Origin of the sequence: Streptomyces sp. NPDC002588, assembly GCF_040295925.1 — a bacterium.
In the GTDB taxonomy this organism is placed as follows: domain Bacteria; phylum Actinomycetota; class Actinomycetes; order Streptomycetales; family Streptomycetaceae; genus Streptomyces.
This window is the reverse complement of the sequence record NZ_JBEOWF010000008.1, coordinates 1-26952: the sequence shown is the minus strand read 5'-3', so window position 1 is coordinate 26952 and position 26952 is coordinate 1. Positions and strand designations below refer to the sequence as shown.

At 71.4% G+C, this 26952-nt stretch carries 23 protein-coding genes and 1 riboswitch; of the genes, 10 read left to right on the top strand and 13 right to left on the bottom strand.

Translation table 11 applies throughout. The annotated features are described in order from the left end of the window. Positions 1-101 precede the first annotated feature (101 nt). Complete coding sequence (gene trpS, locus ABT057_RS10805; RefSeq protein ID WP_352342201.1) at positions 102-1115, bottom strand: tryptophan--tRNA ligase; 1014 nt, start codon at positions 1113-1115, stop codon at positions 102-104. 79 nt (positions 1116-1194) lie between these two features. Then, positions 1195-2691 (bottom strand): glycine hydroxymethyltransferase, encoded by a 1497-nt coding sequence (locus ABT057_RS10800; RefSeq protein ID WP_352342200.1) that lies wholly within the window; start codon positions 2689-2691, stop codon positions 1195-1197. Continuing rightward, positions 2673-2763: riboswitch (ZMP/ZTP riboswitch) on the bottom strand. It overlaps the preceding gene by 19 nt. Positions 2764-2918: 155 nt before the next feature. On the opposite strand from ABT057_RS10800, the gene ABT057_RS10795 reads away from it, so the two are divergent. Continuing rightward, positions 2919-3254, top strand: coding sequence for a hypothetical protein (locus ABT057_RS10795; protein WP_352342198.1), 336 nt, complete (start codon positions 2919-2921; stop codon positions 3252-3254). Positions 3255-3311: 57 nt separating this feature from the next. Further along, positions 3312-4154, top strand: a complete 843-nt coding sequence (locus ABT057_RS10790; protein WP_352342511.1) for a DMT family transporter — start codon at positions 3312-3314, stop codon at positions 4152-4154. A 10-nt stretch (positions 4155-4164) separates the two neighbouring features. Here the strand turns inward: ABT057_RS10790 and ABT057_RS10785 are convergent, their stop codons facing one another. Further along, on the bottom strand, positions 4165-4953 hold the full coding sequence (locus tag ABT057_RS10785; protein WP_352342197.1) for a DUF3050 domain-containing protein: 789 nt from the start codon (positions 4951-4953) through the stop codon (positions 4165-4167). Between the two features lie 221 nt (positions 4954-5174). Between ABT057_RS10785 and ABT057_RS10780 the strand changes: the two genes are divergently transcribed. From ABT057_RS10780 to ABT057_RS10755, 6 genes are read left to right on the top strand one after another with little or no spacing between them, the layout of a single operon-like run. After that, a complete protein-coding gene (locus ABT057_RS10780) occupies positions 5175-5771 on the top strand; it encodes a putative antibiotic biosynthesis monooxygenase (RefSeq protein WP_352342196.1) in 597 nt (198 codons plus the stop codon). A gap of 28 nt (positions 5772-5799) precedes the next feature. After that, positions 5800-7989 (top strand): aminodeoxychorismate synthase component I, encoded by a 2190-nt coding sequence (pabB, locus tag ABT057_RS10775; protein ID WP_352342195.1) that lies wholly within the window; start codon positions 5800-5802, stop codon positions 7987-7989. After that, entirely contained in the window at positions 7986-9533 is a 1548-nt protein-coding gene (locus ABT057_RS10770) for a benzoate-CoA ligase family protein (protein ID WP_352342194.1), read from the top strand. Before pabB ends, ABT057_RS10770 begins: the two co-directional genes overlap by 4 nt. Before the next feature lie 23 nt (positions 9534-9556). Then, positions 9557-11119, top strand: coding sequence for a class I adenylate-forming enzyme family protein (locus ABT057_RS10765; protein ID WP_352342193.1), 1563 nt, complete (start codon positions 9557-9559; stop codon positions 11117-11119). Further along, on the top strand, positions 11116-12294 hold the full coding sequence (locus ABT057_RS10760) for an FAD-dependent monooxygenase (RefSeq protein ID WP_352342191.1): 1179 nt from the start codon (positions 11116-11118) through the stop codon (positions 12292-12294). The genes ABT057_RS10765 and ABT057_RS10760 overlap by 4 nt, the downstream gene beginning before the upstream one ends. Positions 12295-12304: 10 nt before the next feature. After that, positions 12305-13108 (top strand): aminotransferase class IV, encoded by an 804-nt coding sequence (locus tag ABT057_RS10755; RefSeq protein WP_352342190.1) that lies wholly within the window; start codon positions 12305-12307, stop codon positions 13106-13108. A gap of 75 nt (positions 13109-13183) precedes the next feature. Here ABT057_RS10755 and ABT057_RS10750 read toward each other — a convergent pair whose 3' ends face one another. From ABT057_RS10750 to ABT057_RS10725, 6 genes are read right to left on the bottom strand one after another with little or no spacing between them, the layout of a single operon-like run. Further along, entirely contained in the window at positions 13184-13669 is a 486-nt protein-coding gene (locus ABT057_RS10750; RefSeq protein WP_352342189.1) for a carboxymuconolactone decarboxylase family protein, read from the bottom strand. A 58-nt stretch (positions 13670-13727) separates the two neighbouring features. Then, positions 13728-14675: an ABC transporter substrate-binding protein gene (locus ABT057_RS10745; protein ID WP_352342187.1), complete on the bottom strand. Its 948-nt coding sequence runs from the start codon at positions 14673-14675 to the stop codon at positions 13728-13730. Position 14676: 1 nt separating this feature from the next. Continuing rightward, positions 14677-16614, bottom strand: a complete 1938-nt coding sequence (locus ABT057_RS10740; protein WP_352342186.1) for an ABC transporter permease — start codon at positions 16612-16614, stop codon at positions 14677-14679. Next, positions 16614-17663 carry a quaternary amine ABC transporter ATP-binding protein gene (locus ABT057_RS10735; protein WP_352342185.1) on the bottom strand — a complete coding sequence of 350 codons (1050 nt, stop codon included), beginning with the start codon at positions 17661-17663 and terminating at the stop codon, positions 16614-16616. Before ABT057_RS10735 ends, ABT057_RS10740 begins: the two co-directional genes overlap by 1 nt. Next, a complete protein-coding gene (locus ABT057_RS10730) occupies positions 17660-19192 on the bottom strand; it encodes a GMC family oxidoreductase (RefSeq protein ID WP_352342184.1) in 1533 nt (510 codons plus the stop codon). Before ABT057_RS10730 ends, ABT057_RS10735 begins: the two co-directional genes overlap by 4 nt. 48 nt (positions 19193-19240) lie before the next feature. Beyond that, positions 19241-20758, bottom strand: a complete 1518-nt coding sequence (locus ABT057_RS10725) for an aldehyde dehydrogenase family protein (protein ID WP_352342509.1) — start codon at positions 20756-20758, stop codon at positions 19241-19243. Positions 20759-20885: 127 nt separating this feature from the next. Here ABT057_RS10725 and ABT057_RS10720 point away from each other — a divergent pair, with 127 nt between their 5' ends. Both ABT057_RS10720 and ABT057_RS10715 read left to right on the top strand, forming a co-directional pair. After that, entirely contained in the window at positions 20886-21731 is an 846-nt protein-coding gene (locus tag ABT057_RS10720; RefSeq protein ID WP_352342182.1) for a helix-turn-helix domain-containing protein, read from the top strand. Then, positions 21713-21907 carry a DUF397 domain-containing protein gene (locus ABT057_RS10715; RefSeq protein WP_352342180.1) on the top strand — a complete coding sequence of 65 codons (195 nt, stop codon included), beginning with the start codon at positions 21713-21715 and terminating at the stop codon, positions 21905-21907. The genes ABT057_RS10720 and ABT057_RS10715 overlap by 19 nt, the downstream gene beginning before the upstream one ends. A gap of 48 nt (positions 21908-21955) precedes the next feature. Here the strand turns inward: ABT057_RS10715 and ABT057_RS10710 are convergent, their stop codons facing one another. From ABT057_RS10710 to ABT057_RS10695, 4 genes are all read right to left on the bottom strand, one after another. Further along, positions 21956-22945 (bottom strand): malate dehydrogenase, encoded by a 990-nt coding sequence (locus ABT057_RS10710; RefSeq protein WP_352342178.1) that lies wholly within the window; start codon positions 22943-22945, stop codon positions 21956-21958. A gap of 367 nt (positions 22946-23312) precedes the next feature. Continuing rightward, the gene (locus ABT057_RS10705) at positions 23313-25256 is read right to left on the bottom strand and encodes a glycoside hydrolase family 5 protein (protein WP_352342176.1); all 1944 of its coding nucleotides are present in this window, start codon (positions 25254-25256) and stop codon (positions 23313-23315) included. A gap of 119 nt (positions 25257-25375) precedes the next feature. Then, positions 25376-26239, bottom strand: a complete 864-nt coding sequence (locus ABT057_RS10700) for a helix-turn-helix domain-containing protein (protein ID WP_352342175.1) — start codon at positions 26237-26239, stop codon at positions 25376-25378. Positions 26240-26313: 74 nt separating this feature from the next. After that, a complete protein-coding gene (locus ABT057_RS10695; protein WP_352342174.1) occupies positions 26314-26769 on the bottom strand; it encodes a helix-turn-helix domain-containing protein in 456 nt (151 codons plus the stop codon). Positions 26770-26952 lie beyond the last annotated feature (183 nt).

Here is a 26952-nt window from a genome sequence, read left to right as displayed (position 1 = left end):
GCAGCGCTCTGCCGCGTGGAACATGTGTGCGGCGTGCGCCCTCGGCGCTCGTCGGTGCCTGTCGGTGCGCGTCGGCGCTCCTGTGTGCTTCTTGGCGCCGCTCAGTGCTTCGCGGGCAGGAAGCCGACCCTCTCGTACGCCTGGGCCAGGGTCTCCGCGGCCACCACGCGTGCCTTCTCCGCGCCCTTGGCCAGGAGCGAGTCCAGCGTCTCGGGGTCGTCCAGGTACTGCTGGGTGCGGTCCCGGAACGGCGTGACGAAGTCGACGACGACCTCCGCGAGGTCCGTCTTGAGGGCGCCGTAGAGCTTGCCCTCGTAAGCCTGCTCCAGCTCCGGGACGCTCCTGCCGGTGAGCGTGGAGTAGATGCCGAGGAGGTTGCTGACACCCGGCTTGTTCTCGGTGTCGTAGCGGACGACCGTGTCGGTGTCCGTGACCGCGCTCCTGACCTTCTTGGCCGTCGCCTTCGGGTCGTCGAGGAGATTGATGAGGCCCTTCGGCGTGGACGCCGACTTGCTCATCTTGATCGACGGGTCCTGGAGGTCGTAGATCTTGCCCGTCTCCTTCAGGATGTAGGGCTTCGGGACCGTGAAGGTGTCGCCGAAACGGCCGTTGAAACGCTCGGCGAGGTCGCGGGTCAGCTCGATGTGCTGGCGCTGGTCCTCGCCCACCGGGACCTCGTCGGCCTGGTAGAGCAGGATGTCGGCGACCTGGAGGATCGGGTACGTGAAGAGGCCGACGCTCGCGCGGTCGGCGCCCTGCTTGGCGGACTTGTCCTTGAACTGGGTCATCCGGCTGGCCTCGCCGAAGCCGGTGAGGCAGTTCATGACCCACGCCAGCTGGGCGTGCTCGGGGACATGGCTCTGGACGAAGAGGGTGCAGCGCTCGGGGTCGAGACCGGCCGCGAAGAGCTGGGCCGCGGCGAGCCGGGTGTTGGCCGTGAGCTCCTTCGGGTCCTGCGGGACCGTGAGGGCGTGCAGGTCGACGACCATGTAGAAGGCGTCGTGGGACTCCTGCAGGGCCACCCACTGGCGGACGGCGCCCAGGTAGTTGCCGAGGTGGAACGAGCCTGCCGTGGGCTGGATTCCGGAGAGCACGCGGGGTCGGTCAGAAGCCATGCTCATCATTGTCTCAGAGCGCGGAGCCCGCCCGGAACGGCCTCCCGGGCAGCCGTGCGGCTGCCCGGGGGCGCGGCTGTCAGCCGAGGTCGATCTCCGGGTACAGCGGGAAGCCCGCGACCAGGTCCGTCGCCCGCTGGGCGATCTCGTCGGCGATCTTCGCGTCCAGCACGTGGGCCGCCTTGGACGGGGCGCCGGACTTGGTGGTGCCGGGCTCGGTGGTCGTCAGCACCCGGTCGATCAGGGACGCCACCTCGTCCATCTCCGCCGTGCCGAGGCCCCGGGTGGTGAGCGCCGGGGTGCCGATGCGGATGCCGGAGGTGTACCAGGCGCCGTTCGGGTCGGCGGGGATGGCGTTGCGGTTGGTGACGATGCCCGAGTCGAGGAGGGCGGCCTCGGCCTGGCGGCCGGTGAGGCCGTAGGACGAGGCGACGTCGATCAGGTTGAGGTGGTTGTCGGTGCCGCCGGTGACGAGCGTCGCGCCGCGGCTCATCAGGCCCTCGGCCAGCGCGCGCGAGTTGTCGACGATGCGCTGGGCGTAGTCCTGGAAGGCGGGCTGCCGGGCCTCGGCGAGGGCGACGGCCTTGGCGGCCATCACGTGCGGGAGGGGGCCGCCGAGGACCATCGGGCAGCCGCGGTCGACCTGGTCCTTGAGGGAGTCGTCGCACAGGACCATGCCGCCGCGCGGGCCGCGCAGGGACTTGTGGGTGGTGGTCGTGACGATCTGGGCGTGCGGGACCGGGTCGAAGTCGCCGGTGAGGACCTTGCCGGCGACGAGCCCCGCGAAGTGCGCCATGTCCACCATCAGGGTCGCCCCGACCTCGTCGGCGATCTCGCGGACGATCCGGAAGTTCACCAGCCGGGGGTACGCCGAGTAGCCCGCGACGATGATCAGCGGCTTGAACTCGCGGGCCTGGGCGCGCATCGCGTCGTAGTCGATCAGACCGGTGGCGGGGTCCGTCCCGTACGACCGCTGGTCGAACATCTTGCCGGAGATGTTCGGGCGGAAGCCGTGGGTGAGGTGGCCGCCGGCGTCCAGGGACATGCCGAGCATGCGCTGGTTGCCGAAGGCCTGGCGCAGCTCCGCCCAGTCGGCCTCGGAGAGGTCGTTGACCTGGCGGGCGCCGGCCTTCTCCAGGAAGGGCACCTCGACCCGGTCGGCGAGGACGGCCCAGAAGGCGACGAGGTTGGCGTCGATGCCGGAGTGCGGCTGGACGTAGGCGTGACGGGCACCGAAGAGCTCGCGGGCGTGCTCGGCGGCGAGGGACTCCACGGTGTCGACGTTGCGGCAGCCGGCGTAGAAGCGGCGGCCGACGGTGCCCTCGGCGTACTTGTCGCTGAACCAGTTGCCCATCGCGAGAAGGGTGGCCGGGGAGGCGTAGTTCTCGGAGGCGATCAGCTTGAGCATCTCGCGCTGATCGGCGACCTCCTGCCCGATGGCATCGGCGACCCGCGGCTCGACGGCACGAATCACATCGAGGGCGGCACGGTAGGCGGTGGACTCGGTGGAGAGATTCTCGGGCATCGGGGACCTCCGGACGTGGCGTTCGGCGTGTTCGGTTCGGCCCAGGCGCACGGCACTCTTGTCACTCCAGGGCCGCTCCCCGATGGTCCGTCCCATCCCAGCGCGCCAGTCACGACCCGCTCAGAGCCTACCGGGCGGACCACAACGTGAGGACTCCGCGTCCACCATGCGAGCGACCATGAGACGGAGCCCCACGCGACCGAAAATCGCCTGTACCCCCGGCGCCTCTCGTCCAAAGACTCTGATCACTGTCGTTCGGATCAGGCCGTGGGGGACCCTTGAGCGAGCTCGCCTGGGACGCAATCGCCACCATCACCGCCGTAGTCGGCAACGTGATCGCCGTGATCGTCGCGGTTCTGTCTCTCCGTCGCGCCGACCAGGCTCTCGTACAGGCCGCCGACATCTCGGAACGAGCCATGAGCGCGCACTACGCCATCGAGGGAGCCGCGGCCGCCATCGCCTGGCGGGATCAGGTCATCGCCCTGCACGACCGCGGACTCAGCCCGGAGGAGATACGCGCGATCATGCTGCTGGAAGACGGCGGAGAAGGATACGAGCGGGCCAATGGCCGCATCGACGACATCCTTTCGGCCATTCCTCGCTCCGGAAGTTAGTACCCCACCCGCCCCCGCCGGACGTCTCCCCCCTAGAGTCCGTCTGTGCTGTTCGGAATGGTGTGTGCGCTCGGGGCGGCCGTGTGTTTCGGGGTGGCGACCGTGTTGCAGGCGGTGGCCGCGCGGGCGGCGGCCGGTGGGGGTGGTGAGGAGGCCGCGCTGTTGCTGCGGGCGTTGCGGCACTGGCGGTACCTCGCGGGGCTGGGGCTGGACGGGCTGGGGTTCGTGCTGCAGGTCGCCGCGCTGCGGTCGATTCCGATCTACGCGGTGGCGGCGGCGCTCGCCTCGTCCCTCGCGGTGACCGCGGTGGTTGCGGCGCGGCTGCTGCGGGTGCGGTTGAGCCGGACGGAGTGGACGGCCGTGGGGGTGGTGTGCGCGGGGCTCGCGATGCTGGGGGCGGCCTCGGGGACGGAAGGGGAGGAGACCGGTCCGGCGGTGCTGCCGTGGGTGATGGTGGCGGTGGCCGTCGGGGTGCTGGTGCTGGGGTTGCTGGGCGGGCGGCTGCCCGAGCGGGGGCGGGGGCTCGCGCTGGGGTTGGGGGCGGGGTTCGGGTTCGGGGTGGTGGAGGTGGCGGTGCGGCTGGTCGACTCGTCGGCGCCCGGGGGGCTGGTCGCCGATCCGGCGGTGTACGCGCTGGTGATGGGGGGAGGCGCCGCGTTTCTGTCGCTCACCTCCGCCCTGCAGCGGGGTTCGGTGACGACGGCCACCGCCGGGATGGTGATCGGGGAGACCATCGGGCCGGCGGTGGTGGGCGTGGTGTGGCTGGGCGACCGTACGCGGGAGGGGCAGGCGTGGCTCGCGGTGCTGGGGTTCGCCGTCGCGGTGGCGGGCGCGCTTGCCCTGGCCCGGTTCGGGGAGGCGCCGGAGGTGGAGGTCGAGGTGGAAGCGGGACGCCTCTGAGTCCCGTGCCTCAGTCCATCTGCGCCACGATGCCGTCCCACAGGCGTGATCGCGCCTCCAGCGCCAGCCTCACCGTCTCCACCGCCTCCTGCCAGTGCGCGTCGTTGGTGCCGCACAGGTCGGCGACCATCTGGAGGGCCATGGGGGTGTGTTCCTCGCCGTCGACCTCGATGTGGCGGGCGAGGTAGTCGCGGAAGAGGGGGAAGCGGTCGGTGCCCTCCTCGCGGATGACCTGGTCGAACATGTCCGGGATCAGGTCCTCGCGGGAGAAGGCGAAGACGGCGGCCCGGCAGTGCAGCGGGCGGTTCTCGATGATGTCGAAGGTGGTGCGGACGAACTCGGCGGCCGCCGGCGGGACCTGGGCCACCTTGAGGGCGGCGGGGACGTCGTGGCCCTCGGAGAGCAGGTCGATGAACGTGTCGATGCCGTTCGTGTCCGCTCCCGCCTCGGCCATGGCCTCGCGGTACAGCTCGAAGTGGCTGATGAAGCCGCCGTTCAGCTCGTCGCTCTCCTCGACCAGCGTGATGTCGTTGATGAGCCGCCGAGCCACCGCCGAGCCGCGCGGCACCCAGGGCACGTCGACACAGGTCAGCTCCCGTTGGAGCGATTTCAACAGGGACATGAAGTCCCATACCGCGAACACGTGGTGGGTCATGAACGTCGCCAGGTGTTCCCGACCGGAAATCCGCTGGTAAATGGGGTGGGAGGTGACCTCTTTCCGGGAGGATTCGATCACGGAACGCGCCCGATCGATTGCCTGGTTTCCCTCTGCGGTCAGATTCCAGTCGTACCTGGGCATGATGAATCTCCTTCGTTCTCGGATCACGATCGTCCAACTTTTTTCGGTACTGCGGCAAGCGGTTCCGGGAATTAGGGGAAAGTTACTCGGAGTATCAGCGGCCATCCGCCGACAGATGACATCAAGAGCCCGAAACGGAGATAAAGAGTCACGATCCGGACAGCCCGAAAAATCTCATTGAATCTTTGAACGGGGGGCTCCGGGGCTCCGTATCTGACCCCGTGACCAGTAATCCCGTCACCGTCACCGTGGCCTATCACGTGGTGCCGGGCCGAGAGGCCGACTTCCACACGTGGGGGTGGGCCATGCTGGGCGCCGGTGCCCGGCAACCGGGCTTCCTCGGGGGAGGCGTCCTTGTAGACCGAGAGGCGGAGTGGCATGTCGTCTATCGCTTCGCCAGCGAAGGCATGGCTCTGGCCTGGGAGGACTCTGCCGCCTGGGCCCAGTGGGACGTCCGGACGGCGGGCATCGCCCAGCGGGCGGGCCGCAGGAGCGTGGAGGGTTCCAAGGAGTGGTTCGACTCCCAGGCCCCCGCACCGCCACCCCCGCCCCCACCGGCCCCGCCCAGCCCCCCGGCGAAATGGAAACTGTGGTTCGTGAATATGAGCGCGGTGTTTCCGCCGGTGCTCCTGTTCAATCTGATCGTGCTGCCCTATCTCGGCGGCATCAATCCATTGCTTCGTACGCTGTTGCTCTGCCTGTGTGTGACGGCTCTCGTCACCTGGATTCTCATGCCGCGCCTACAGCGTTTCTTCAAGAAATGGCTGTATCCACCGCTCCAGGCGCTGCGTGGGCGGCACAAACGACGGACCGTTTAGGTTCGTGAACGACGAAGGAGGTGGGCGGGTGAAGACCCTGCTCATCGACAATTATGACTCGTACACGTACAACCTGTTCCAGCTGATCGCCGAGGTCAACGGCGAGGAGCCGGTGGTGATCCGCAACGACACGGGGGCCGGGACTCTCGAGGCGTTCGGTGCTTTCAGGGGCCGCGACGGTTCCGATGGTTCCGACGGTTTCGACAATTTAAGCGGTTTCGACAATGTGGTGATCTCGCCGGGGCCCGGGCACCCGGGGACCCCGCGTGACTTCGGTATCAGTGCCGCCGTGATCGCCGGGGCCACCGTGCCCGTCCTGGGCGTCTGCCTCGGCCACCAGGGCATCGCGCTCGGCGCGGGCGGCCTGGTGGAGCCGGCCCCGCAGCCCCGGCACGGGCATCTCACCCGGGTCCGGCACGACGGGCGGGACCTGTTCCAGGGGCTCCCCCAGCAGTTCACCGCGGTCCGCTACCACTCCCTCGCCGTGCACGAGCCGCTGCCCGACACCCTGGAGGCCACCGCCTGGGCCGAGGACGGCGTCCTGATGGGGATCAGGCACCGCGAACGGCCGCTGTGGGGCGTGCAGTTCCACCCGGAGTCGGTGCTCACCGAGTACGGCCACCGCATGCTGATGAACTTCCGCAACCTCACCGCCGAGCGCGCCCGCAGGCCACGGACGAAGAACACCGCGGTCCCGTCGGCGGCCGCCGTGGGGTCGGCGATTCCCCGGCCCCGGCAGGGCAACCGGCCCGCCTACCGGCTGCACACCCGCCGGATCGCCGGCGCGGTGGACACCGAGGCCGCGTTCACCCGGATGTTCGCCTCCTCCCCCCGCTCGTTCTGGCTGGACAGCTCACGGGTCGAGCGAGGGTTGTCGCGCTTCTCGTTCCTCGGCGACGACAGCGGCCCGCTCGCCGAGTTCGTCCGCTACGACGTCGAGGCCGGCCGCTGTGAGATCGAGCGGGCCGGACGGCCGCCGAGAAAGGTCACGGCGAGTGTCTTCGACTATCTCAAGCGGCAGCTGACCAGCCGTCGGGTCGACGCGACCGGGCTGCCCTTCGACTTCACCGGCGGGTACGTCGGCTACTTCGGGTACGAGACCAAGGCCGACTGCGGCTCCCCGAACCGCCATCGCGCCGACACCCCCGACGCCTGCTGGCTGTTCGCCGACCGGCTGATCGCGGTGGACCACGAGGAGGACTTCACCTACGCGGTCTGTCTGGCGGAGGACACCCCGCAGGCCGCGCGGGAGGCCGCCGACTGGCTGGAGAGCACGGTCGCCCAGCTCACCTTCGTGGCTCCGGACACTACCCAGACGGCCCCGCCCGCACCGGGCGCTCCCGGCATCGACGCCGCCGAGCCCTGGCTGGTGCGCGACCGGGCCACGTATCTCGCGGACATCGAGGCCTGTCAGCGCGAGCTGCGGGCCGGCACCAGCTACGAGGTCTGTCTGACCAACGCGGCCCGGCTGCCCGCCCCGCCCGACGGCTACGCCTTCTACCGGGAGCTGCGGCGCGTCAACCCGGCGCCGTACGCGGCGTTCCTGCGGTTCGGCGACCTCGACGTGGCCGGCGCCTCGCCCGAGCGGTTCCTGCGGATCACCCGGGACGGGGTCGCCGAGGCCAAGCCGATCAAGGGCACGGCGCCGCGCGGGACCAGCCCGGCCGAGGACGCCCGGCTCAGGGACGAGCTGGCGGCGGACGCCAAGACCCGCGCGGAGAACCTGATGATCGTCGACCTGCTCCGCAACGACCTCGGCCAGGTCAGCCGGACCGGCAGCGTGCGGGTCTCCCGGCTGATGGCCACCGAGACGTACGCGACCGTGCACCAGCTGGTCTCCACCGTGGAGGGACGGCTGCGCGCCGACACCGACGCGGTGGACTGCGTGCGCGCCTGCTTCCCCGGCGGCTCGATGACCGGGGCGCCGAAGCTGCGCACGATGGAGATCATCGACGGGCTGGAGACCGAGGCGCGGGGCGTGTACTCCGGCGCACTGGGCTATCTGGGGTGCAGCGGCGGCGCGGACCTCAACATCGTGATCCGTACGGCCGTGCTCGCCGACGGCGGGATGCATCTGGGAGCGGGCGGGGCGATCGTCCTGGACTCCGATCCGGTCGCCGAGTACGACGAGATGCTGCTGAAGACGGCCGCGCAGATGCGGGCCCTGCGACCCGGGCCGGTGGCGCTCCCGGGCGCCGTCGAGGAGGGCGCCCGATGATCACGAGCCCGGAGCCCGCGACCGTCCCGGCCACCGCGCCGGTACCGCCCGCCGGCCTCACCGCCAACCTCGCCGCCCACCTGGCCGAGCTCGCGGTCGAGCGGGGCTGGACCGGCCGGGCCGCGTTCCACCAGGGGCATCGGACCTGGACGCACGGCGAGGTGCACGACCTCGGGGCGCGGGCGGCCGGGGTGCTGGCCGGGCAGGGGGTGCGGGCCGGGGACCGGGTGCTGCTGGCGCTGCCCGACTCGGTCGCCTGGGTGGCCGCCTTCCTGGGGCTCGCCCGGCTCGGCGCGGTGGCCGTCCTGGTCAACCCCGAACTCCCCGCCGCCGACCACGCGTTCATGGCCGCCGACACCGACGCCGTGCTGTGCGTGACCGGCCCGGGTCTCGAGGACGGCCGGTTCGCCGGCCGGGCCTGCCTCGGCGCGGACCAGCTCCTCGCGCTCGCCTCCGCCACCGAGCCGGCCCCCGCCCACCCGGTGGACCCCACGGCCCCGCTGTACGTGCAGTACACGTCAGGTACGACGGGCCGGCCCAAGGGTGTCGTGCACACGCACGCCGATCCGGGGGCGTACCACGAGCTCATCGGGCGGCCGCTGCTCGGGGTCACCGAGGACGACGTCACCCTGTCGGTGTCCAAGCTGTACTTCGCCTACGGCTTCGGCAACGCCTTCGTCTTCCCCCTGTTCTCCGGTTCGTCGGCCGTCCTGGTGGACCGGCGTCCGGCCCCGGCCGCCGTGGACGAGCTCGTCGCCCGGCACCGGGTGACGCTGCTGTACTCGGTGCCGTCCGCCTACGCCGCGCTGGTCGCCGACCGGGGCAACGGCCACGAGGCCTGCTTCGCCTCCGTGCGGGCCGCCGTGTCGGCCGGGGAGGGCATGCCGGACGGGCTCGGCGGGCGGATCGCGGAACTCCTGGGCGCTCCGGTCCTCGAGCAGATCGGCTCCACCGAGGCCGGTCACGCCTTCTGCGCCAACAGCCTCGGCCACGACCACCCCGGAACCGTCGGCCGTCCCGTGCCCGGCTTCGAGGTGGAGCTGCGCGACCGCGCCGGACGGCCGGTGCCGGACGGCACGGAGGGCGAACTGTGGCTGCGGGGACCGACGGTGACGCCCGGCTACCTGAACCGGCCGGAGGACACCGCCCGCACGCTGGTCGACGGCTGGCTGGCCACCCACGACCGGGCGGTCCGCGAACCGGACGGCGCGTACCGGCACCTGGGACGCGCCGACGACATGGAGATGGTCGGCGGGATCACCGTCTCCCCGCTGGAGGTGGAGGCCGTGCTGCGGACCCATCCGGCGGTGAAGGAGGTCGCGGTCGCCGCCGTCACCGACGCGCGGGGCGCCGCCCGGCTGCGTGCCTTCGTCGTCCCGACCGCCGCGCCCGCCCCGGACGGCCTCCAGGAGTCCCTGCTGCGGCTCGCCCGTGAGCGGCTGGCCGCGTTCAAGGTCCCCCGCACCGTCAGTCTCGTCCCGTCCCTGCCCCGCACCCCTACCGGGAAGCTCCGCCGCCATCTGGTCCGCCAGGGCGCGTGGTGACCATGTCCGAGAGGAAGTCCCCCATGTCACAGCAACCCCTCCTCGCCGACCGCGGGTTCTACCTGGGGCCGATGTTCCGGGAGGCCGCCGGCCGGCACGGCAACGTGTTCGTCACCCTGGACCGGCCGCTGGACACCCATCCCGGCCTCGGCACGGCGCTCAACTACGCGATCCTGGCCGACGTGGTCGAGGACCTGTCGGGACGCCTGTGGGCGGCCGGGGTGCGGCCCTCCGAACAGGTGGTCGTGCACAAGACGGACAACGTCGACATCGTGCTGCTGACCTGTGCGCTCTCCCGGATCGGCGCGGTGCCGGTGCTGCTGTCGCCGGCACTGGCGGGCCCGGTGGTGGTCCGGCTCCTCGAGCGTCTCCAGCAGCCCTGGCTGGTCACCGACTCGGCGAAGCTGGACGGCCCGCTGGACGGCCTGGACTCCGCTCTCGTACGGCGGGTCCTCACCGTGGCGGACACGCCGGGCGGCGAGTCCCTGGAGAAGTACGCGGGCGCCGAGGTGCCGAGGGCCGTCCGGATGCATCCGCGTGAGCCCGCCCTGATCACCCACAGCTCGGGCACCACGGGGATCCCCAAGCTGGCCGTGCACTGCGCGAACACCATGTGGAACCGGCTGGTGCCGCAGAAGGCGATGGGCTGGCCGACCCGTGGCGAGGTCGCGGCGCTGCACATGTCGTTCGTGCACTCGCGCTTCTACCACCTGCTCGGTGTGCTGCTGCACTTCGGCAGCCCGCTGCTGCTGATCACCGACCCGGACCCGGCGTCCGTGGGCCCGCTTCTGGTCCGCCACCGCCCGGGCATCGTCGAGACCCACCCCAACACCTTCGTGCTGTGGGAGGAGTTGGCCGACGCGCCCGGCGCGCCGCTGTCGCGGGTGAAGTCCTACGGCTCGACGTTCGACGCGATCCACCCGCGCACGGTCCGGCGGCTGCTCGACGCCTCGAAGCGGCGTACGCCCTGGCTGATCCAGCTGTACGGGCAGAGCGAGACCGGCCCTGTGGCGTTCCAGTGGTTCACCCGGCGCTCGGCCGCCCGCGCGGACGGCCGCCGGGTCGGCACCGGCATCCCCGGCTTCACCCGGGTGCGGGTGACCGGGCCGGAGGGACAGCGGCTCGCGCCGGGCACGCCCGGCCGGATCGAGGCCCGCACCCGGGGCCGGATCCTCACCTACCTGGGCGCGCGGGAGCAGTACGACCGTCAGCTCACCGACGGCTGGTGGCAGATGGGCGACATGGGCTACCGCAGCCGGCTCGGCGGGCTGTACCTGATCGACCGGGAGATCGACCAGATCGACGCCGTGCACAGCAATCTGGAGGTCGAGGACACGCTGATGGACCGGCTCGAGGAGCTGCGTGAGGTGGTCATCGTGCCGGGGGCGGACCGGGAGCCGGTACCGGTGGTGTGCGTACGGGGCGAGGCGCCCCTGGACCCGGAGAGGTGGCGGGAGGCCACGGCCGATCTGCCCGAGATGGCCGAGCCCCGGCAGTGGCGGTTCGAGGAGCTGCCGATGACGGCGACCTGGAAGGTGAAGCGGGTGGAGATCACCCGCATGCTCGCCGAGGGCGTCCGCGCGTGAAGCCGGCCGTGGTCGTCGGCGCCGGCCCGGTCGGTCTGTCGGCGGCGCTCGGGCTGCGGGCGCGCGGGCTGCCGGTGGTGGTGCTGGAGGCCGACGCCGAGGACCGCGAACGGCCGGGCAGCCGGGCCCTGTTCGTGCACCGGGAGACCCTGCGGCTGCTGGACGGGATGTGTCCGGGGCTGGCCGCCGAGATCACGGCGTACGGCCGGACCTGGCACACCCGGCGCACTCTCTACCGGGGCCGCGAGGTGTACGCGCGTACCTTCCCGCCCCCGTCGGGCCTGCCGCCGTTCACGAGCCTGCGCCAGCTGGACACCGAGCGCTTCCTGCGCGCCGCCTGCGAGCAGGAGGGCGTGGAGTTCGTGTGGGACGCCCGCGTCACGGAGGTCCGCACCGCCGCCTCCGGGGTGTCGCTGACCGGGGCGGACGGGCGCGAGTGGAACGCCGCGTACGTGGTCGCCGCGGACGGCGCCCGCTCGGCGGTCCGGGAGGCGCTGGGCATCGCCCTGGAGGGGACCCGGGGCGAGGGCTTCCACGTGGTCGTCGACGTGGCGGACGTGGCGGGCGCCGAACTGCCGCTGGAGCGGGTCTTCCACTACGAGCATCCGGGTGTCGGGGGCCGCAGTGTGATGCGGGTGCCGTTCACCGGCGGCTTCCAGGTGGACCTGCAGTGCCGGGACGACGACGCGGAGGAGGCCTACGGCACCGAGGAGGCGGTACGGCGCTGGCTCCCCGGCGTCGTGGGCGACGGCTACGCCGACCGGATCCTGTGGGTGTCGACGTACCGTTTCCTGCGCAAGGTCGCGGCCTCCTTCACCGACCCGCACCGGCGGGTGCTGCTCGTCGGGGAGGCGGCGCATCTGTTCCCGCCGTTCGGCGCGCGGGGCATGAACAGCGGGATCGCGGACGCGGCGGCCGCCGCCGAGGCCGTCGCCGCCGGCACCCCGGAGGCGGTGGACGCCTTCGCGGAGGTGCGGCGCGCCGCGGGCCTGTTCAACAGCGAGGCCGCCGGGGTCGCCCTGGACCATCTGCGGCCCACGCGGCGGATCGTACGGCTCCGGCAGCGCGCGGCGGCCGCTCTCTCGCCGGTGCTGCCGTCGTGCGGGTCGTGGCTGGAGCACGCGCCGTACGGTCCCCGGCACGGGGCGCCGGCGCTGGCGGGCCGGAAGTACTGAGGAGGTACGGGTGACTGCACAACTGGCGGCCGAGGAAGGGCTGCTGGCCTGGACACCCAGCCGGGGGCTGTCCCCGGGGGCGGACCGGGTGGCGGACGGTCCGCTGCTGGTCGCGGACTCGTGGCTGGTGAGCGAGGGCCGGGTGCGCGGGTACGGGCGGCACCGGGAGCGGTTCCTGCGGGCCTGCGCCGAGTCGGACGGGCCGGGGCCGCGCCGGCTGGTCGAGTTCTGGCACGACATGACGGCCGTGCTTCCGCGTAGGGGTGAGTGGTTCCCCCGGGTGGAACTCGCGGCCGGATCGCTGGAACTGCGGCTGCGGCTGCGGCACGCGCCACCGCTCGGCTCCGAGGTACGGCTGTGGGCGGCCGGGCAGCCCGACCCGCGGGCCCTGCCCCGCCGCAAGGGACCGGACCTGGACACGCTGGCCCGGGTCCGCGGCCGGGCGGTCGGGGAAGGCGCTCAGGAAGCGATCCTGGTCGACCCCGCGGGGAAGGTGCTGGAGTCGCCGACGGCGAGCGTGCTGTGGTGGGAGGACGACTGTCTGTGCCTGCCTCCGGCCGGGTCGCCGGTACTTCCCGGGATCACCGCCGGGCTGATCCAGGAGCGGGCCGTGCGGTCCGGGATCCCCGTCGCCCACCGGGAGCGGACGGTGGCGGAGCTGGCCGGGCGGGAGGTGTGGCTCGTGAACGCGCTGCACGGGATCCGGCCGGTGACGGGCTGGACGGGAGATGCGATGAATGCCGGTCCCGCGGTGCGGGCGGCCGAATGGCGGCACTGGCTGGAGGACCTTTCGGAGCCACTGCCGAATCAATAGCAGACATAAAACGACGGGCATCGGCGAATTACGCCGATGCCCGAATTCTGCTGCACTTTTCGATTGTTTCCCTGATTACTTCTTGGCGGGCTGGTAGGCCCCGGGGGCCATGCGGGTGGCAATGGCGATCCGGTTGTACGCGTTGATGACGGTCACCGCCCAGATCAGCGCGGCCACCTGCTGCTCGTCGAAGACCTCCGCGGCCTCGGCGTAGACGTCGTCCGGCACATGGCCGTCGGCGACGAAGGTCACCGACTCGGTCAACGCCAGTGCGGCACGCTCCCGTTCGGTGAAGAACGGGGTCTCCCGCCAGGCGTTCAGCGCGTAGATGCGCTGTTCGGTCTCGCCCTCGGCGCGGGCGTCCTTGGTGTGCATGTCGAGGCAGAACGCGCAGCCGTTGAGCTGGGAGGCGCGGATCCTGACCAGTTCGAGAAGCTCCGGGTCGACCTTGGCGTCGGCCGCTGCGGAAACGGCCGCGGCATGCAGGGAGCCCATCGCCTTGGACACGTCGGGGGTGATTTTCTTCAGGGCCACACGGGATATCTGATCGCTGTTGCTCATGGGGTGACTATATCCGCGAATTCGAATTCAGGAGGAGGGGTCGTGACCGGAAGTCGTGTCAGGACAGCCACGCCTTCCAGGTGGAGGGGTGCCTGTCCACCCACTTCTTCGCCGCGTCCTCGGGGGACAGCTTCTGGTCGGCGATCATCAGGGAGACCTCGTTCTGGTCCTCGGTGGTCCACTTGAACCTCTTCAGGAACGCGGCCGCCTTGCCGCCGTCCTTCGCGAAGTCCGCGTTGAGGTACTTCTTCAGGGGAGTGTGCGGGTAGGCGCAGGCGACCTTCGCCGGGTCGGCGTCGCAGCCCTCCTTGTAGGCGGGCAGCTTCACCTCGGTCATCGGGACCTTCTTGAACAGCCACTGGGGGGCGTACCAGTAGGTGAGGAAGGGCTTCTTCTCCTTGGCGAACTGCCTGATCTGGGTGATCTGCGCGGCCTCCGAGCCGGCGAACACCACCTGGTAGTCCAGGTGCAGGTTCGTCACCAGTGCCTTGTCGTTGGTGACGTAGGACGGGGAGCCGTCCATCAGCTGGCCCTTGCCGCCGCTCTCCGGGGTGCGGAAGAGGGAGGCGTACTTGTTCAGGTTCTTCCAGTTCGTGATGTCCGGGTGCTGCTTCACGAGGTACGTCGGGACGAACCAGCCGATGTGCCCGGTGACGCCGAGGTCGCCGCCGCGCGCGATGGTCTTCTTGTCGTCGACGTAGCGTTTCTCCTGGTCGGGGTGGCCCCAGTCCTCCAGGATCGCGTCGACCCGGCCCTGGCTGAGCGCGTCCCAGGCGGGGACCTCGTCGACCTGGACGGTGTCGACGCGGTAGTGGAGCTCGTGTTCCAGGATGTACTGGGCGACGGCCACGTTCGCCTGGGCGCCGACCCAGGACTGGATGGACAGGGTCAGGGTCTTCGAGCCCTGCGCGTTGGCGAAGGGCGAGGCCTGTTTGGTCATGTCGGCGGCGCCGCAGCCGGTGAGCAGCAGGAGGGCGCCGGCCGCGGCAGTCGTACGGAGTCGCATGTCAGGCTCCCTTGCTCGCGCGGCGCTGGGTCGGCTGGGTCACCCGGTCGAGCATCAGACCGAGGCAGACGATGGCCGCACCGGCGACCAGTCCGGTGGCCAGATCGCCCTGCGCGAGGCCGAAGACGGCGTCGTAGCCGAGCGCTCCGCCGCCGACCAGACCGCCGATGATGACGACGGCGAGGACCAGGACGACCCCCTGGTTGACGGCGAGCAGCAGCGCGGGGCGGGCCAGCGGCAGCTGGACCTGGCGCAGTTGCTGGCCGGGGGTGGCGCCGAGGGAGCGCGCCGACTCCAGGGCGGCCGGGTCGACCTGGCGCAGGCCCTGGGTGGTGATGCGGACGACGGCGGGGAGGGCGTAGACGACGGCCGCCGCGACGGCCGGGGCGCGGCCCACGCCGAACAGCGCCACGACCGGGATCAGGTACACGAACTGCGGCAGTGTCTGGAAGACGTCGAGGACGGGGCGCAGCCATCGCTCGACCCGGTCGCTGCGGGCCGCCGCGATGCCGGTGGCGAAGCCCAGGACGAGGGTGACGGCGACGGCGGCGAGGACCTGGGAGAGGGTGTCCAGGGCCGGTGTCCACACGCCCAGCACGCCGGTCGCGGCCATCGCGAGGACGGCGGTGAGCGCGGTGCGCCAGGTGCCGATCACCCAGGCGAGGGCGGCGACGACGAGCAGCAGCGACCACCAGGGCAGCCACTGCAGGCCGCCGCGGACCGGGTCCAGGACCCAGGTGGTGAAGTGGCCCGCCCAGTCGGCGGTGCCGCCGATCACCGGGACGCCCGAGTACAGGTGGTCGGTCATCCAGTCGACGGCGCGGTTGACGGGCTCGGCGATGTTCAGCGTCCAGGCGTCGGACCAGTCCTGGCGGCCCGCAAGCCGTCCGGCGACGGCGACGGCCAGGGCGGCGGCGAGGACGGACCCCCACACCGCGGGGCGGATGTGGGGCATACCGCCGCCCGCCGCGCCGGTGACCCGGTCCAGGACGACCGCGAGCAGCACGATCGGGATGCCGGCGGCGAGGGCCGCGCCCACGTCGACCGAGGCGAGCGCCTGGTAGACGCGGTCGCCGAGGCCGCCCGCGCCGATGACGGACGCGATGACCGCCATCCCCAGCGCCATCATGATCGTCTGATTGAGGCCGAGGAGGAGTTCCCTGCGGGCGAGGGGGATACGGGCGGTCAGCAGGCGCTGGCGCGCGGTCGCGCCCAGCGAGTCCACGGCCTCCAGGACGCCTCCGTCCGCGCCGCGCAGGCCCAGCGAGGTGAGGCGGGCCATGGGCGGCGCGGCATAGACGACGGTGGCCAGGACGGCCGCGGGGACGCCGATGCCGAAGACGAGGACGACGGGCAGGAGGTAGGCGAAGGCGGGCAGCACCTGCATGGTGTCCAGCACCGGGCGCAGGGCGCGGTCCAGCCGGTCGGAGAGCCCGGCGGCGAGGCCCAGCAGGGCGCCCACGACCACCGAGACGAGTACGGCCACGACCATCAGCGCGAGGGTCTGCATCGTCGGCACCCACATGCCGAGCAGGCCGCAGGCGAGGAACGCGGCGGCGGTGCCGGCGGCGAGCCGGACTCCGGCCGTCCGCCAGGCGATCAGCGCGGCGAACGCGGTGACGCCCGCCCAGCCCGCGGCCAGCAGGACGAGGTAGACGGCGCGGACGGAGAGGACGACCGCGTTGCTGATGTAGCCGAAGAAGTAGAGGAACAGGGGGTGGCTGTCCCGGTTGTCGATGATCCAGTCGCCGGCGGAGGTGAGCGGTTTGGTGAGGTCGACGGTGAGCGCCTTCGGCCAACTGCCGCTGGACCAGAGGGCGTTGGCGAGGGGGACGAGGACGGCGGCGGCGAGCGCGAGGAGGGCGAGCTTGCGGGCGGCGGGGTGCCGGAGAGGCGCGGGGAGGCTCAGACGGGGGGTGAGTGCGGTGACCGTTGCCATCAGACGGCCTCCTTCTGCATCCTCGGCTCCGTCCCGGCCACGACTCCGATCAGCCGTTCATGATCCACGATCCCCAGACAGCGGCCCTGGTCCATCACCCTCGCCGCCGTGCCCGCGCGGGCCACCGCCTCTATCGCCTCCGAGACCGTGGCCGTCGGGACGAGCGCCGGGCCGCTGTCCTGCTCCCCCGCGGTCGGCGGGCGCATGGCCCTGCGTACCGTCAGGACCTGCTCGCGCGGCACGTCCCTGACGAACTCGCGGACGTAGTCGTCGGCGGGACTGCCGACGATCTCCTCGGGGGTGCCGAGCTGCACGACCTGCCCGTCGCGCATCAGGGCGATGCGGTCGCCGAGCTTGAGGGCCTCGCTGAGGTCATGGGTGATGAAGACCATCGTGCGGCCCTCCTCCCGGTGCAGCCGGACGACCTCCTCCTGCATGTCCCTCCGGATCAGCGGGTCGAGCGCGCTGAACGGCTCGTCGAAAAGAAGGACTTCGGGGTCCACGGCCAGCGCCCGCGCCAGCCCGACGCGCTGCTGCTGGCCGCCGGACAGCTGGCCGGGCCTGCGCTGCTCCATGCCGTCCAGGCCGACCTTGGCCACGACCTCCCGGGCCCGGGAGCGGCGTTCGGCGCGGCCCACGCCCTGGATCTCCAGGCCGTACGCCACGTTGTCGAGGACCGTGCGGTGCGGGAGGAGGCCGAAGTGCTGGAAGACCATCGCGGCGCGGTGGCGGCGCAGTTCGCGCAGCCGGGTGCGGTCCATGGCGCAGACGTCCTCGCCGTCGATGGCGATGCTGCCCGCGGTGGGCTCGATGAGCCGGGTGAGGCAGCGGACGAGGGTGGACTTGCCGGACCCCGACAGGCCCATGACGACGAAGACCTCGCCCTTGCGGACGTCGAAGGAGACGTCCCGGACGGCGGCGGTGCAGCCGGTGCGGGAGCGGAGTTCGGCGGGCGGCAGGACGGTCAGGTCGGCGTCGCCGGGGACTTGGTCCGCCTTGGGACCGAAGACCTTCCACAACCCTTCGACGGAGAAAACGGGGGTACTCATCGGGCATCGCCTCCGATCAGGTCAACGGCTCGTTCCCCGACCATCAGCACGCCGATCATCGGGTTCACCGCGGTCATGGTGGGGAACACGGACGCGTCGGCGATCCGGATGCCGTCGAGGCCCCGGATCCGCAACTCGGGGTCGACGACGGCGAGCCGGTCGTCGTCGGCGCCCATCCGGCAGGTGCCCGCGGGGTGGTACACGGTGTGCGCGACCTTGCGGGCGTACTCGCCGAGCTCCTCGTCGCCGGTGACCGAGGGCCCCGGGCACACCTCGCGTTTCAGCCAGTCGGCCAGCGGCTCGGTGCGCGCGATCCGGCGGGCGATCCTGATGCCGTCGACGAGGGTGCGGCCGTCGTAGTCGTCCTCGTCGGTGAAGTAACGGAAGTCCAGGGCCGGTTTGACCGACGGGTCGGCGCTGGTCAGGTAGAGGCGGCCGCGGCTGCGGGGCTTGGGGATGTTGGGGGTCATGGAGACGCCGTACCGCGGGCGTTCGTAGCCGAGGCGTTCCGGGTTGTCGGTGAAGGGGACCTGGTAGAAGTGGAACATCAGGTCGGGGCCGGGTTCTCCGGGGTCGCGGCGGACGAACAGGCCGGCGTCGGAGTCCATCGCGGAGTTCTCCGGTATCGGGCCGTTCGTCTCCCAGACGATCACCGACTCCGGGTGGTCGAGGAGGTTCTCGCCGACGCCCGGAAGGTCGTGCGCGACGGGGATGCCGAGCGCCTCGAGGTCGGCCCGCGGGCCGATGCCGGAGTGCAGGAGGAGGCGGGGCGAGTCGACCGCGCCCGCGCACAGCACGACCTCGCGGCGGGCGCGGACGAGGATCTCCTCGCCGTCCTTCGTGCGGACGTGCACGCCCTGCGCGCGGCTCCCGTCCAGCTCCAGCCGGTACGCCCAGGTCTCCAGCAGGATGGTCAGGTTGGGCCGGTCGTCCATCACGGGGTGCAGATAGGCGACGGACGCGCTGGACCGCTTGTTGTTCTCGGGGTGGTAGGCGAGGTCGAAGAAGCCGACGCCCTCGGTGAAGGGCTTCTTGTTGAAGCCGTCCACGTGCGGCACCCCGAGGGCCGTCTGCGCCGCGTCGACGAAGTCGCGGGCGATGACGTTCCGGTCCTTCTCGTCGACGGGGACGATGTTGTTCAGCAGCCGGGCGTAGTACGCCTCCATCGGCACCGCGCCCCAGCCCTTGGCGCCGGCCGCCTCCCACTCGTCCCAGTCGGACGGCAGCGGCTTGAAGGCGATGAGGGTGTTGTGCGACGAACAGCCGCCCAGCACCCGGGCGCGGCTGTGCCGGATGTGGGAGTTGCCGCGCGGCTGCTCGGTGGTCGGGTAGTCGTAGTCCAGCTCGCCGCCGAGCAGGCCCGTCCAGCGGCGCAGGGTGAGGACGTCGTCCCGGCCCACGTCGGTGGGGCCGCCCTCGATGACGGCGACCGTGAGGTCGGGGTTCTCGGTGAGCCGGGAGGCGATGACGGAACCGGCGGTTCCGCCTCCGACGACCACATAGTCGTACTCGTACGGGTTTTCAGGCATGGGGGGCATGGAGGTACTCCAGGAGGGGCTTGCGGAGGAGGGCGTGGGTCAGCCGGCGAACCAGCGGACGGGCTTCGGCGCGAGGTTCTGGTAGACGTGCTTGGTCTCGCGGTACTCGGCGAGCCCGGCGGGCCCGAGTTCGCGGCCCACGCCGCTCTTTCCGAAGCCGCCCCACTCCGCCTGGGGGAGGTAGGGGTGGAAGTCGTTGATCCAGACGGTGCCGTGCCGCAGCCGCCCCGCGACCCGGCGGGCGCGTCCGGCGTCGGCGGTCCAGACGGCGCCGGCGAGACCGTACTCGGTGTCGTTGGCGAGTTCGACCGCCTCGTCCTCGGTGCGGAACGTCTCGACGGTGAGGACCGGGCCGAAGACCTCTTCCCGGACGATCCTCATCCCGCGGTGGCAGCGGTCGAGGACGGTCGGCTCATAGAAGTAGCCGGACTCGGGACGCTCGGGAGCGGGGGCCGGGCGCTTGCCGCCGCCGCGCAGGACGGCGCCCTCGGCGAGCGCGGAGTCGACGTACGCCTCGACCTTGGCACGCTGCTGCTCGGAGACCAGCGGTCCGCACTCGACGCCGTCCTCGGTGCCCCGGCCGAGCCGGATCAGCCCGGCCCGGCGGGCGAGTTCGGCGACGAAACGGTCCCTCACGGACTCCTCGACGATCAGCCGGGAGCCGGCCGAGCAGACCTGGCCGCTGTGGATGAAGGCCGCGTTGAGGGCCTGGTCGACGGCGGTGTCGAAGCCCTCGTCGGTGGCGCAGGCGTCGGCGAAGACGACGTTGGGGTTCTTGCCGCCCAGTTCGAGGGCGACCTTCTTCACGGTCGGGGCGGCCGCCTGGGCGACCTTGGTGCCACTGACCAGGCCGCCGGTGAAGGACACGAGGTCCACGTCGGGGTGCTCGGCAAGCCGGGCTCCGGCCGAGTGCCCGGGACCGGTGACGAGGTTCGCGACCCCGGCCGGCAGACCGGCCTCCACCAGCAGTTCGATGAACGCGACGGTGCTCAGCGGGGTGATCTCGCTCGGTTTGACGACAAAGGTGTTGCCGGCGGCGAGCGCCGGAGCGATCTTCCAACTGGCCTGGAGAAGCGGGTAGTTCCAGGGCGTGATCAGCGCGCAGACGCCGAGGGGTTCGTGGACGACGACGCTGTGGATGTCGGCCGAACCCGCGTCCACGACCCGACCGGGCGCCTCCGACGCCACCAGGTCGGCGAAGTAGCGGAAGGCGTCCGCGACACAGTCGATGTCGACCCGGCCCTCTTCGAGGGTCTTGCCGGCGTCACGGCTCTCCAGCAGACCGAGCCGTTCGCGGTCGCGTATGAGCAGGTCGGCGACGCGGTGCAGCAGGGCGGCCCGCTCGCGGGCCGGGATGCGCGGCCAGTCCCCCTGGTCGAAGGCGCGCCGGGCAGCCCCGACCGCACGGTCGGCGTCCCGCTCGTCGCCCTCGGCGACCACGGCGAAGGGGCGGCCGTCGGCGGGGTCGACGACCTCGCGGGTGTCGCCGGAGAGAGCCGGGTGCCACTCGCCTCCGGCGTGGACGGTGTCGGCTGCGTGCTGGTTTCCGTCGAGCATGGGCGTCCATCTGCCCCCGACCTCAGGTTGCATGCGCAATCCATGGCCGAAAGTGGGTTGAGTCACTGAGGACTGAACTACTCTTCGTGTCAGGGCAGTTACACAGAGCCGCGTGGAGGAGCACAGCATGCCCGCGAGACGAGTGGTCACCGGACGGAGTCAGCAGCCTCGGAAACGGTTCGCGGAGGAGTTGCGGTTACTCCGGAACCGGAGCGGGGAGACCCTGCGGGAGCTGAGCGATCGGCTCGGCTGGGACACTTCGACCCTGGGCAAGATGGAGAGTGGCGTCAGCTTGGGCAGCCCCGAGGTCGTGGAGGCGCTGGAGACGCACTACGGGCTGCCGACGGGCCTGTTGCTCGCCCTGTGGGAACTGGCGCTGGGGGACAACGGCCAGTTCAAGGAGCAGTACCGCAGGTACATGGAGCTGGAGGCAGAGGCGGCGAGTCTGTACCAGTTCTCCGTGAGTACGATTCCGGGCCTCCTCCAGACCGCCGGTTACGCACGCGCGGTTCTCTCACTGGGCGGCCTCAAGGACAAGGCACTGGAGCAGCAGGTCGAAGCCCGCCTTGGCCGACAGAAGTTGCTGGACGTGGACGGCGCACCCCGGTTCCGGGCCATCCTCGCCGAGGCGGTGCTGCGCACACCGCTGAGGGACACCCTGGAGTGGCGGAAGCAGGTGGAGCATCTGCTGGCGATGTCGGAGCGCTACCACGTCTCCCTGCAAGTGCTCCCGCACCGTGCCGGGTTGTACGACCTGGTCAACACCGACACGATGTTCCTGCGGCTGCCGCTCAACTCGATCGTCGCGTACGTCGAGACCGCGCACAGAGGTGAGCTGATCGAGGAAAACGCAGCGGTCGAACGACTGCAGCGTGCGTACGATGCTACGCGTGACCTGGCATTTTCCCCGGCCGAGTCACAGGAGTTCATCACGCGGATCTTGGAGGACCTGCCGTGCGAGCCATCGACCTGAGCCACGCAACCTGGCGCAAGTCCAGCCACAGCAACCCCGACGGCGGCAACTGCCTCGAAGTCGCCGACCACATCCCCACCCTCGTCCCCGTGCGCGACAGCAAGGACCCCGCCCGGGGGACCCTCCTCATCGGCGCCGCCGCCTGGGCGGCCTTCGTGGGTGCCGTGAAGCACTGACACAAGAGGACCCCGGCAGAGATGCCGGGGTCCTCCTCCGTTCGCCGGTCAGATGAGGCCGAGGCCGCGGACCGCCTCGCGCTCCTCCTCGAGCTCCTTCACCGACGCGTCGATGCGGGCGCGGGAGAACTCGTTGATGTCCAGGCCCTGGACGATCTCGTACACGCCGTCCTTCGTGGTGACCGGGAAGGACGAGATGAGGCCCTCGGGGACGCCGTAGGAGCCGTCCGACGGGATGCCCATGGAGGTCCAGTCGCCGTCCGCCGTGCCGTTGACCCAGGTGTGGACGTGGTCGATCGCGGCGTTGGCGGCGGAGGCGGCCGAGGACGCGCCGCGGGCCTCGATGATGGCCGCGCCGCGCTTGGCGACGGTCGGGATGAAGTCGTCGGCGAGCCACTGCTCGTCGTTCACGACCTCCGCCGCGTTCTTGCCGGCGACCGTGGCGTGGAAGATGTCGGGGTACTGGGTGGCGGAGTGGTTGCCCCAGATGGTCAGGCGCTTGATGTCGGCGACCGTGGTGCCCGTCTTCTTCGCGAGCTGGGTCAGCGCGCGGTTGTGGTCGAGGCGGGTCATCGCGGTGAAGCGCTCGGCCGGTACGTCCGGGGCCGCGGCCTGGGCGATCAGAGCGTTGGTGTTGGCCGGGTTGCCGACGACGAGGACCTTGATGTCGTCCGCGGCGTGGTCGTTGATGGCCTTGCCCTGCGGCTTGAAGATGCCGCCGTTGGCGGACAGCAGGTCACCGCGCTCCATGCCCTTGGTGCGGGGGCGGGCGCCCACGAGGAGGGCGACGTTGGTGCCGTCGAAGGCGACGTTCGGGTCGTCCGTGATGTCGATGCCCTGAAGGAGCGGGAAGGCGCAGTCGTCGAGCTCCATCGCGGTGCCCTCGGCGGCCTTCAGCGCGGGGGTGATCTCCAGCAGGCGCAGCTTGACCGGCACGTCCGCGCCGAGCAGCTGGCCGGAGGCGATGCGGAAGAGCAGGGCGTAACCGATCTGGCCGGCCGCGCCGGTGACGGTGACGTTCACGGGAGTGCGGGTCATGGCGTTCTCCGTATGACAGCTGTCGGTGGGGCGTCCCTGCCCCGGATGAGACGTACAGACGTACAGACCGTACATTTGATCGATCTCTTGGTATCAAGAGATCCAACCAGCGGTCAGGCTATCGCGCATCCGGGATCCCGGACGTCCGGGGTTGTGTGGCCCGCCCCACAGCCGGGCCAGCGGCGCGCTCCGCAGAACGGGAAACGGCGGCCGCCGGTCCGGGAGAGGTGGAACCTGGCGGCCGCCTGGTGGGGGTACCGGGTCGTGGCCGGACTCCCGTGGGGGTAACGTTCGCGTGCCCACCCCCGGGTTGGGTATTCCTGTGCGTCGGCTTTTTTCTCTCGGCCCGGGCGGCTGCCGTTGGTGGTCAGCGCAGGGTGCGGCAGTACAGGGCGTCCGGTGTCCGGGAGGATCCCACCCGGCCGGTGTACGCGATGCCGGCGGCGTACTCGTCGTCCGCGCACTGCCCTTTGTACTGGCCGTACGCGAAGTCACCTCCCCTACCGGTGGCCGGCCGGTTGTCGCCCCGGTCGAACCACACCGTGCGGCCGGTCGCGCCCAGGGGCGTGCCCGAGGCGGCGCACAGGGCCCGGGAGACGGCTGCACCTCGGACGCTGTATCCGATGAGGAAGGCGTTCGGCGGGCACTGGAGCTTGGTGTATCCGGAGGCCCAGTCGTTGCCCGCGGTGACGTACCGTTCGTCGGCGACGGCCTCGTAGGGGGCTGAAGCGCCCCAGAGGTCCCCTGCGGTGGTGTCGGTGCACAGGCCCCGGTTGCCGGTGTGGCCGAGGCCGATCAGACGCTCACCGTCCGGGCAGACCGCCTTGCGGGCTCCGGCGTCCCAGTCGGGCAGCGCGCGCATCCGCAGGGACTGGTCGAAGTCCGCGTGGTCGGGACTGAGCATCGACCAGTGACTCGTCGGCGCGACGGGGCCGGTCCGGCCGGCCGCGGTGACGAGCCGGGTCCAGGCCGCGGCCCGCCAGTCGTCGCCGTCGTACAGGCCCATGCGGTTGCCGGCCGCGTCCCAGCTGAGGAGGGCCCAGCCGTTGCCCTTGCGGTTCTCGTGCCAGCCGACCAGCGGCCAGTAGGCGAAGTCGGCGTCGGTCGCGATGAGCTGGTCGACGAAGTTCTCGAACCAGGCCCGCTGTGCCGCTCCGGTCTCGTCGCGGCCGCCGATGCCGAACTCGCTGATCCACACGGGCGCGGTGAAGTGCCGGTCCGGCTGGTCGGCGACGTAGAACGCCTGCCGGTACAGCACATCACGCAGTTCTGCCGGGGTGAAGTCGCGGTAGCGGGGGTCACTGGTCTCGCCGGTGCCGGTCGCGCCGCTGTGGTTGGGGCCCGTGTAGTCGTAGAAGTGCGCGGAATACACCAGCTTGCCGGACCTCACCAGCGTGTGTGAGAGCCGTTGCACCGGCTCCAGTGTGGGGCGGGCGTGCGGGAGTCCGTCGACGGGGATTCCGGTCCAGTTGATGCCCTCGACGATGATCAGCAGGTCCGGATCGGCCTCCTGGAGGATGCGGTCCCCCAGGTGCTGGGACGCCGCGAACCAGTCGTGGTCGTCGCCGAGGCCCCAGTTGGGGTCGTCCAGGATGTTGCGGCGGACCTCGTTGTAGAGGTCGGCGCCGACGACACGCTTGTTGTCCCGGTAGCGACGCGCCATGAACAGCCAGTCGTTCTCCCACGCCTCGGTGGTCTGGGAGGCGTTCCACCGTTCGTTGCCGTCCACGGCGCAGCACCAACGCGTGGTGTTGGTGTGGTTGTTGAGGATGACGGCAAGCCCGGCATCGGTGAGTGCCGCGACCACCGCGTCGTAGACCTGAAGCGGAGTACGGCCCCGCAGGCCCGGGTTGGCCGCCACGGAGGCGTCCGTGACCGGTCGGGCATCGTGCACCATCTCGTTGGAGAAGGGCAGCCTGACGCTGTTGACACCGAGTTCCCGGAAGCCGGAGACGATGTCGGTGATCGCGGCACGATCCAGACCGAGGGGCATCCGGCCCGAGTTCTCGCCCGCGTGGTGGGACGCGTTGTCGTCGGCGTTCCCCGATCCGTTCCAAGTGCCGCTGGCGCCATGCCAGTTGCCGGACTTCAGCTTGAAGCGGTTGCCGGTTGCGTCGACGATGTAGCGCCCCCTGGTGCTCAGCGGCGGAGTCCAGGCGGCGGCCGGTTCGGCGGCGGGAGCGGCGGGAGCGGCAAGGGCGGCAGGGGCGGGCCGTTCGGCGGCCTGCGGCTGCTGCACCGTGGGCGCGAGAAGGATCACGACGGCGGTCAGAGCAGAACCGATCAGGGACCTGCTCACCATGGCAGTCATGGCATGGACATTACATCAAGTGAGCGGCAGTTCACCCCACAGTCACACCATGTGTTTCGGTCGCACCCCGCCGGGCCACGGGCACCGCCGGGGCCTTGGAGACCAGGGCCCGAAGATCTCTAGCGCGTGCAGCCCTCCGCCCCCGACGCCAGTACCGCGCACGCCCTCGCCTGGTCGGCGCGGCCCACCGCGATCATCGGGGTGTACGCGATCGTCCCGCCGGCGGTCGTGAGCGCCGCGGTCCGCTGGAGGGAGCCGGCCTTCACCCGGACCTCGTCCCCGGGCGCGGCCTGGGTGATCCGGCCCCAGGCGGCTCCGCACGTTCTGCTGTAGCGGACCTCGACCCGGGTCGTGCCGATCATCGCGCTCTTCGCCGTGGTGACCAGGTCGCCGCCGCACCCCATCTCCTCCGCGTCCTTTCCCGTGCAGCCGGACCCGCTGCACCGCACCCCCGCGGGGAGGGACGTGCTCGGGGCGGCCGGTGCGGCGGGTGACGTGCCCGCGCGCACCGTCGTCTGCCGCGCGTCCCGGCCGCCGGTCAGCACGAAGGCGCCCACGGCGACCAGCGCCACACCCGCGACCCCGGCGAGGAACAGCGTCACCCGCAGCGGCCCGCCGCGCCGCGCGGCCCCCTGCCCCGCGGGCAGCGGCGGCGGCCCGAACTCCCCCAGGGGCGCCGCGGCCGCCGCCACGCTCTCCGCACGCTGGGTCTCGGAGCGGCTCCAGGCGGCCTCGGCCAGCTCCCGCATCGTCGTCAGACGGATCACCGGGGTGCCGGTGATCTCGGCGAGGGCGACGACCGCGCTCCTGGGGGCGAGGAGCCGGCCGTCGAGGTACCGCTCCCAGGAGGACCTGCCGTATCCCGTGCGGTCCGCCACCGAGGCGACGCTCAGCCCCGCGCGGTCCACCACCTCGCGCAACTGCTCGGCGAACACCCGCACCTGCGGGTCGAGTCCGTCCGGCAACTCCCGCCAACGAGGCATGAAATCCCCCCATCAGTACCCCCACACCGATGTACTGACGATTCGGGACACATCCCCCGCCTGTCAACCACCCGTCACCCGAACGCGACCGCGCCCCCGACCGCCGTCAGCAGCAGGACGAGCAGCAGCAGGACCGCGTAGAGGAGGAGCCGCCCGGCGGGGCGCGGCGGGGGCTCGTCGTCCAGGCGCTCCCACCAGGGGACCGTGGGGTCGTCCTCGTACCCCTCACCCGGGGTCGCCGCCGCCGGGCGCGGCCAGGCCTCGACGGCCAGTTCCCAGCGCACGACGTGCCGTTCGGCGTCCGGGCCCGTCAGGCCCGCCACCTGGCAGAGCGCGGCGACGGCCTGCAGGGGCGGGGGCTGGACGGCGTTGAGGTAACGCTGCCAGGAGGACTTGCTGTACGCGGTGCGGGCGCCGAGCGAGGCCAGACTGAGGCCCGTGCCGTCCTTGAGCTGCCGCAGCCGCTCCACGAAGTTCCGTACCTCCGGCGGCAGCCCGTCCGGCAGCGGCTGCCACGCACCGGCACCCATCCCGCCCACCTCCTCGTCGGTCCGTTGGAGTGACGAAACGCGGCGGCCCGCCGGTTCCCGGCGGACCGCCGTCCCACGGGACCGGGCCGCTAGGGCCCTTCTGATGGATCTCCGTGGGAGAAGGAGCGGCGTTCGGTGCGTGCTCTCGGCGTGCCGGGCGGAAGCCCTCGTAGCGGAGCTACT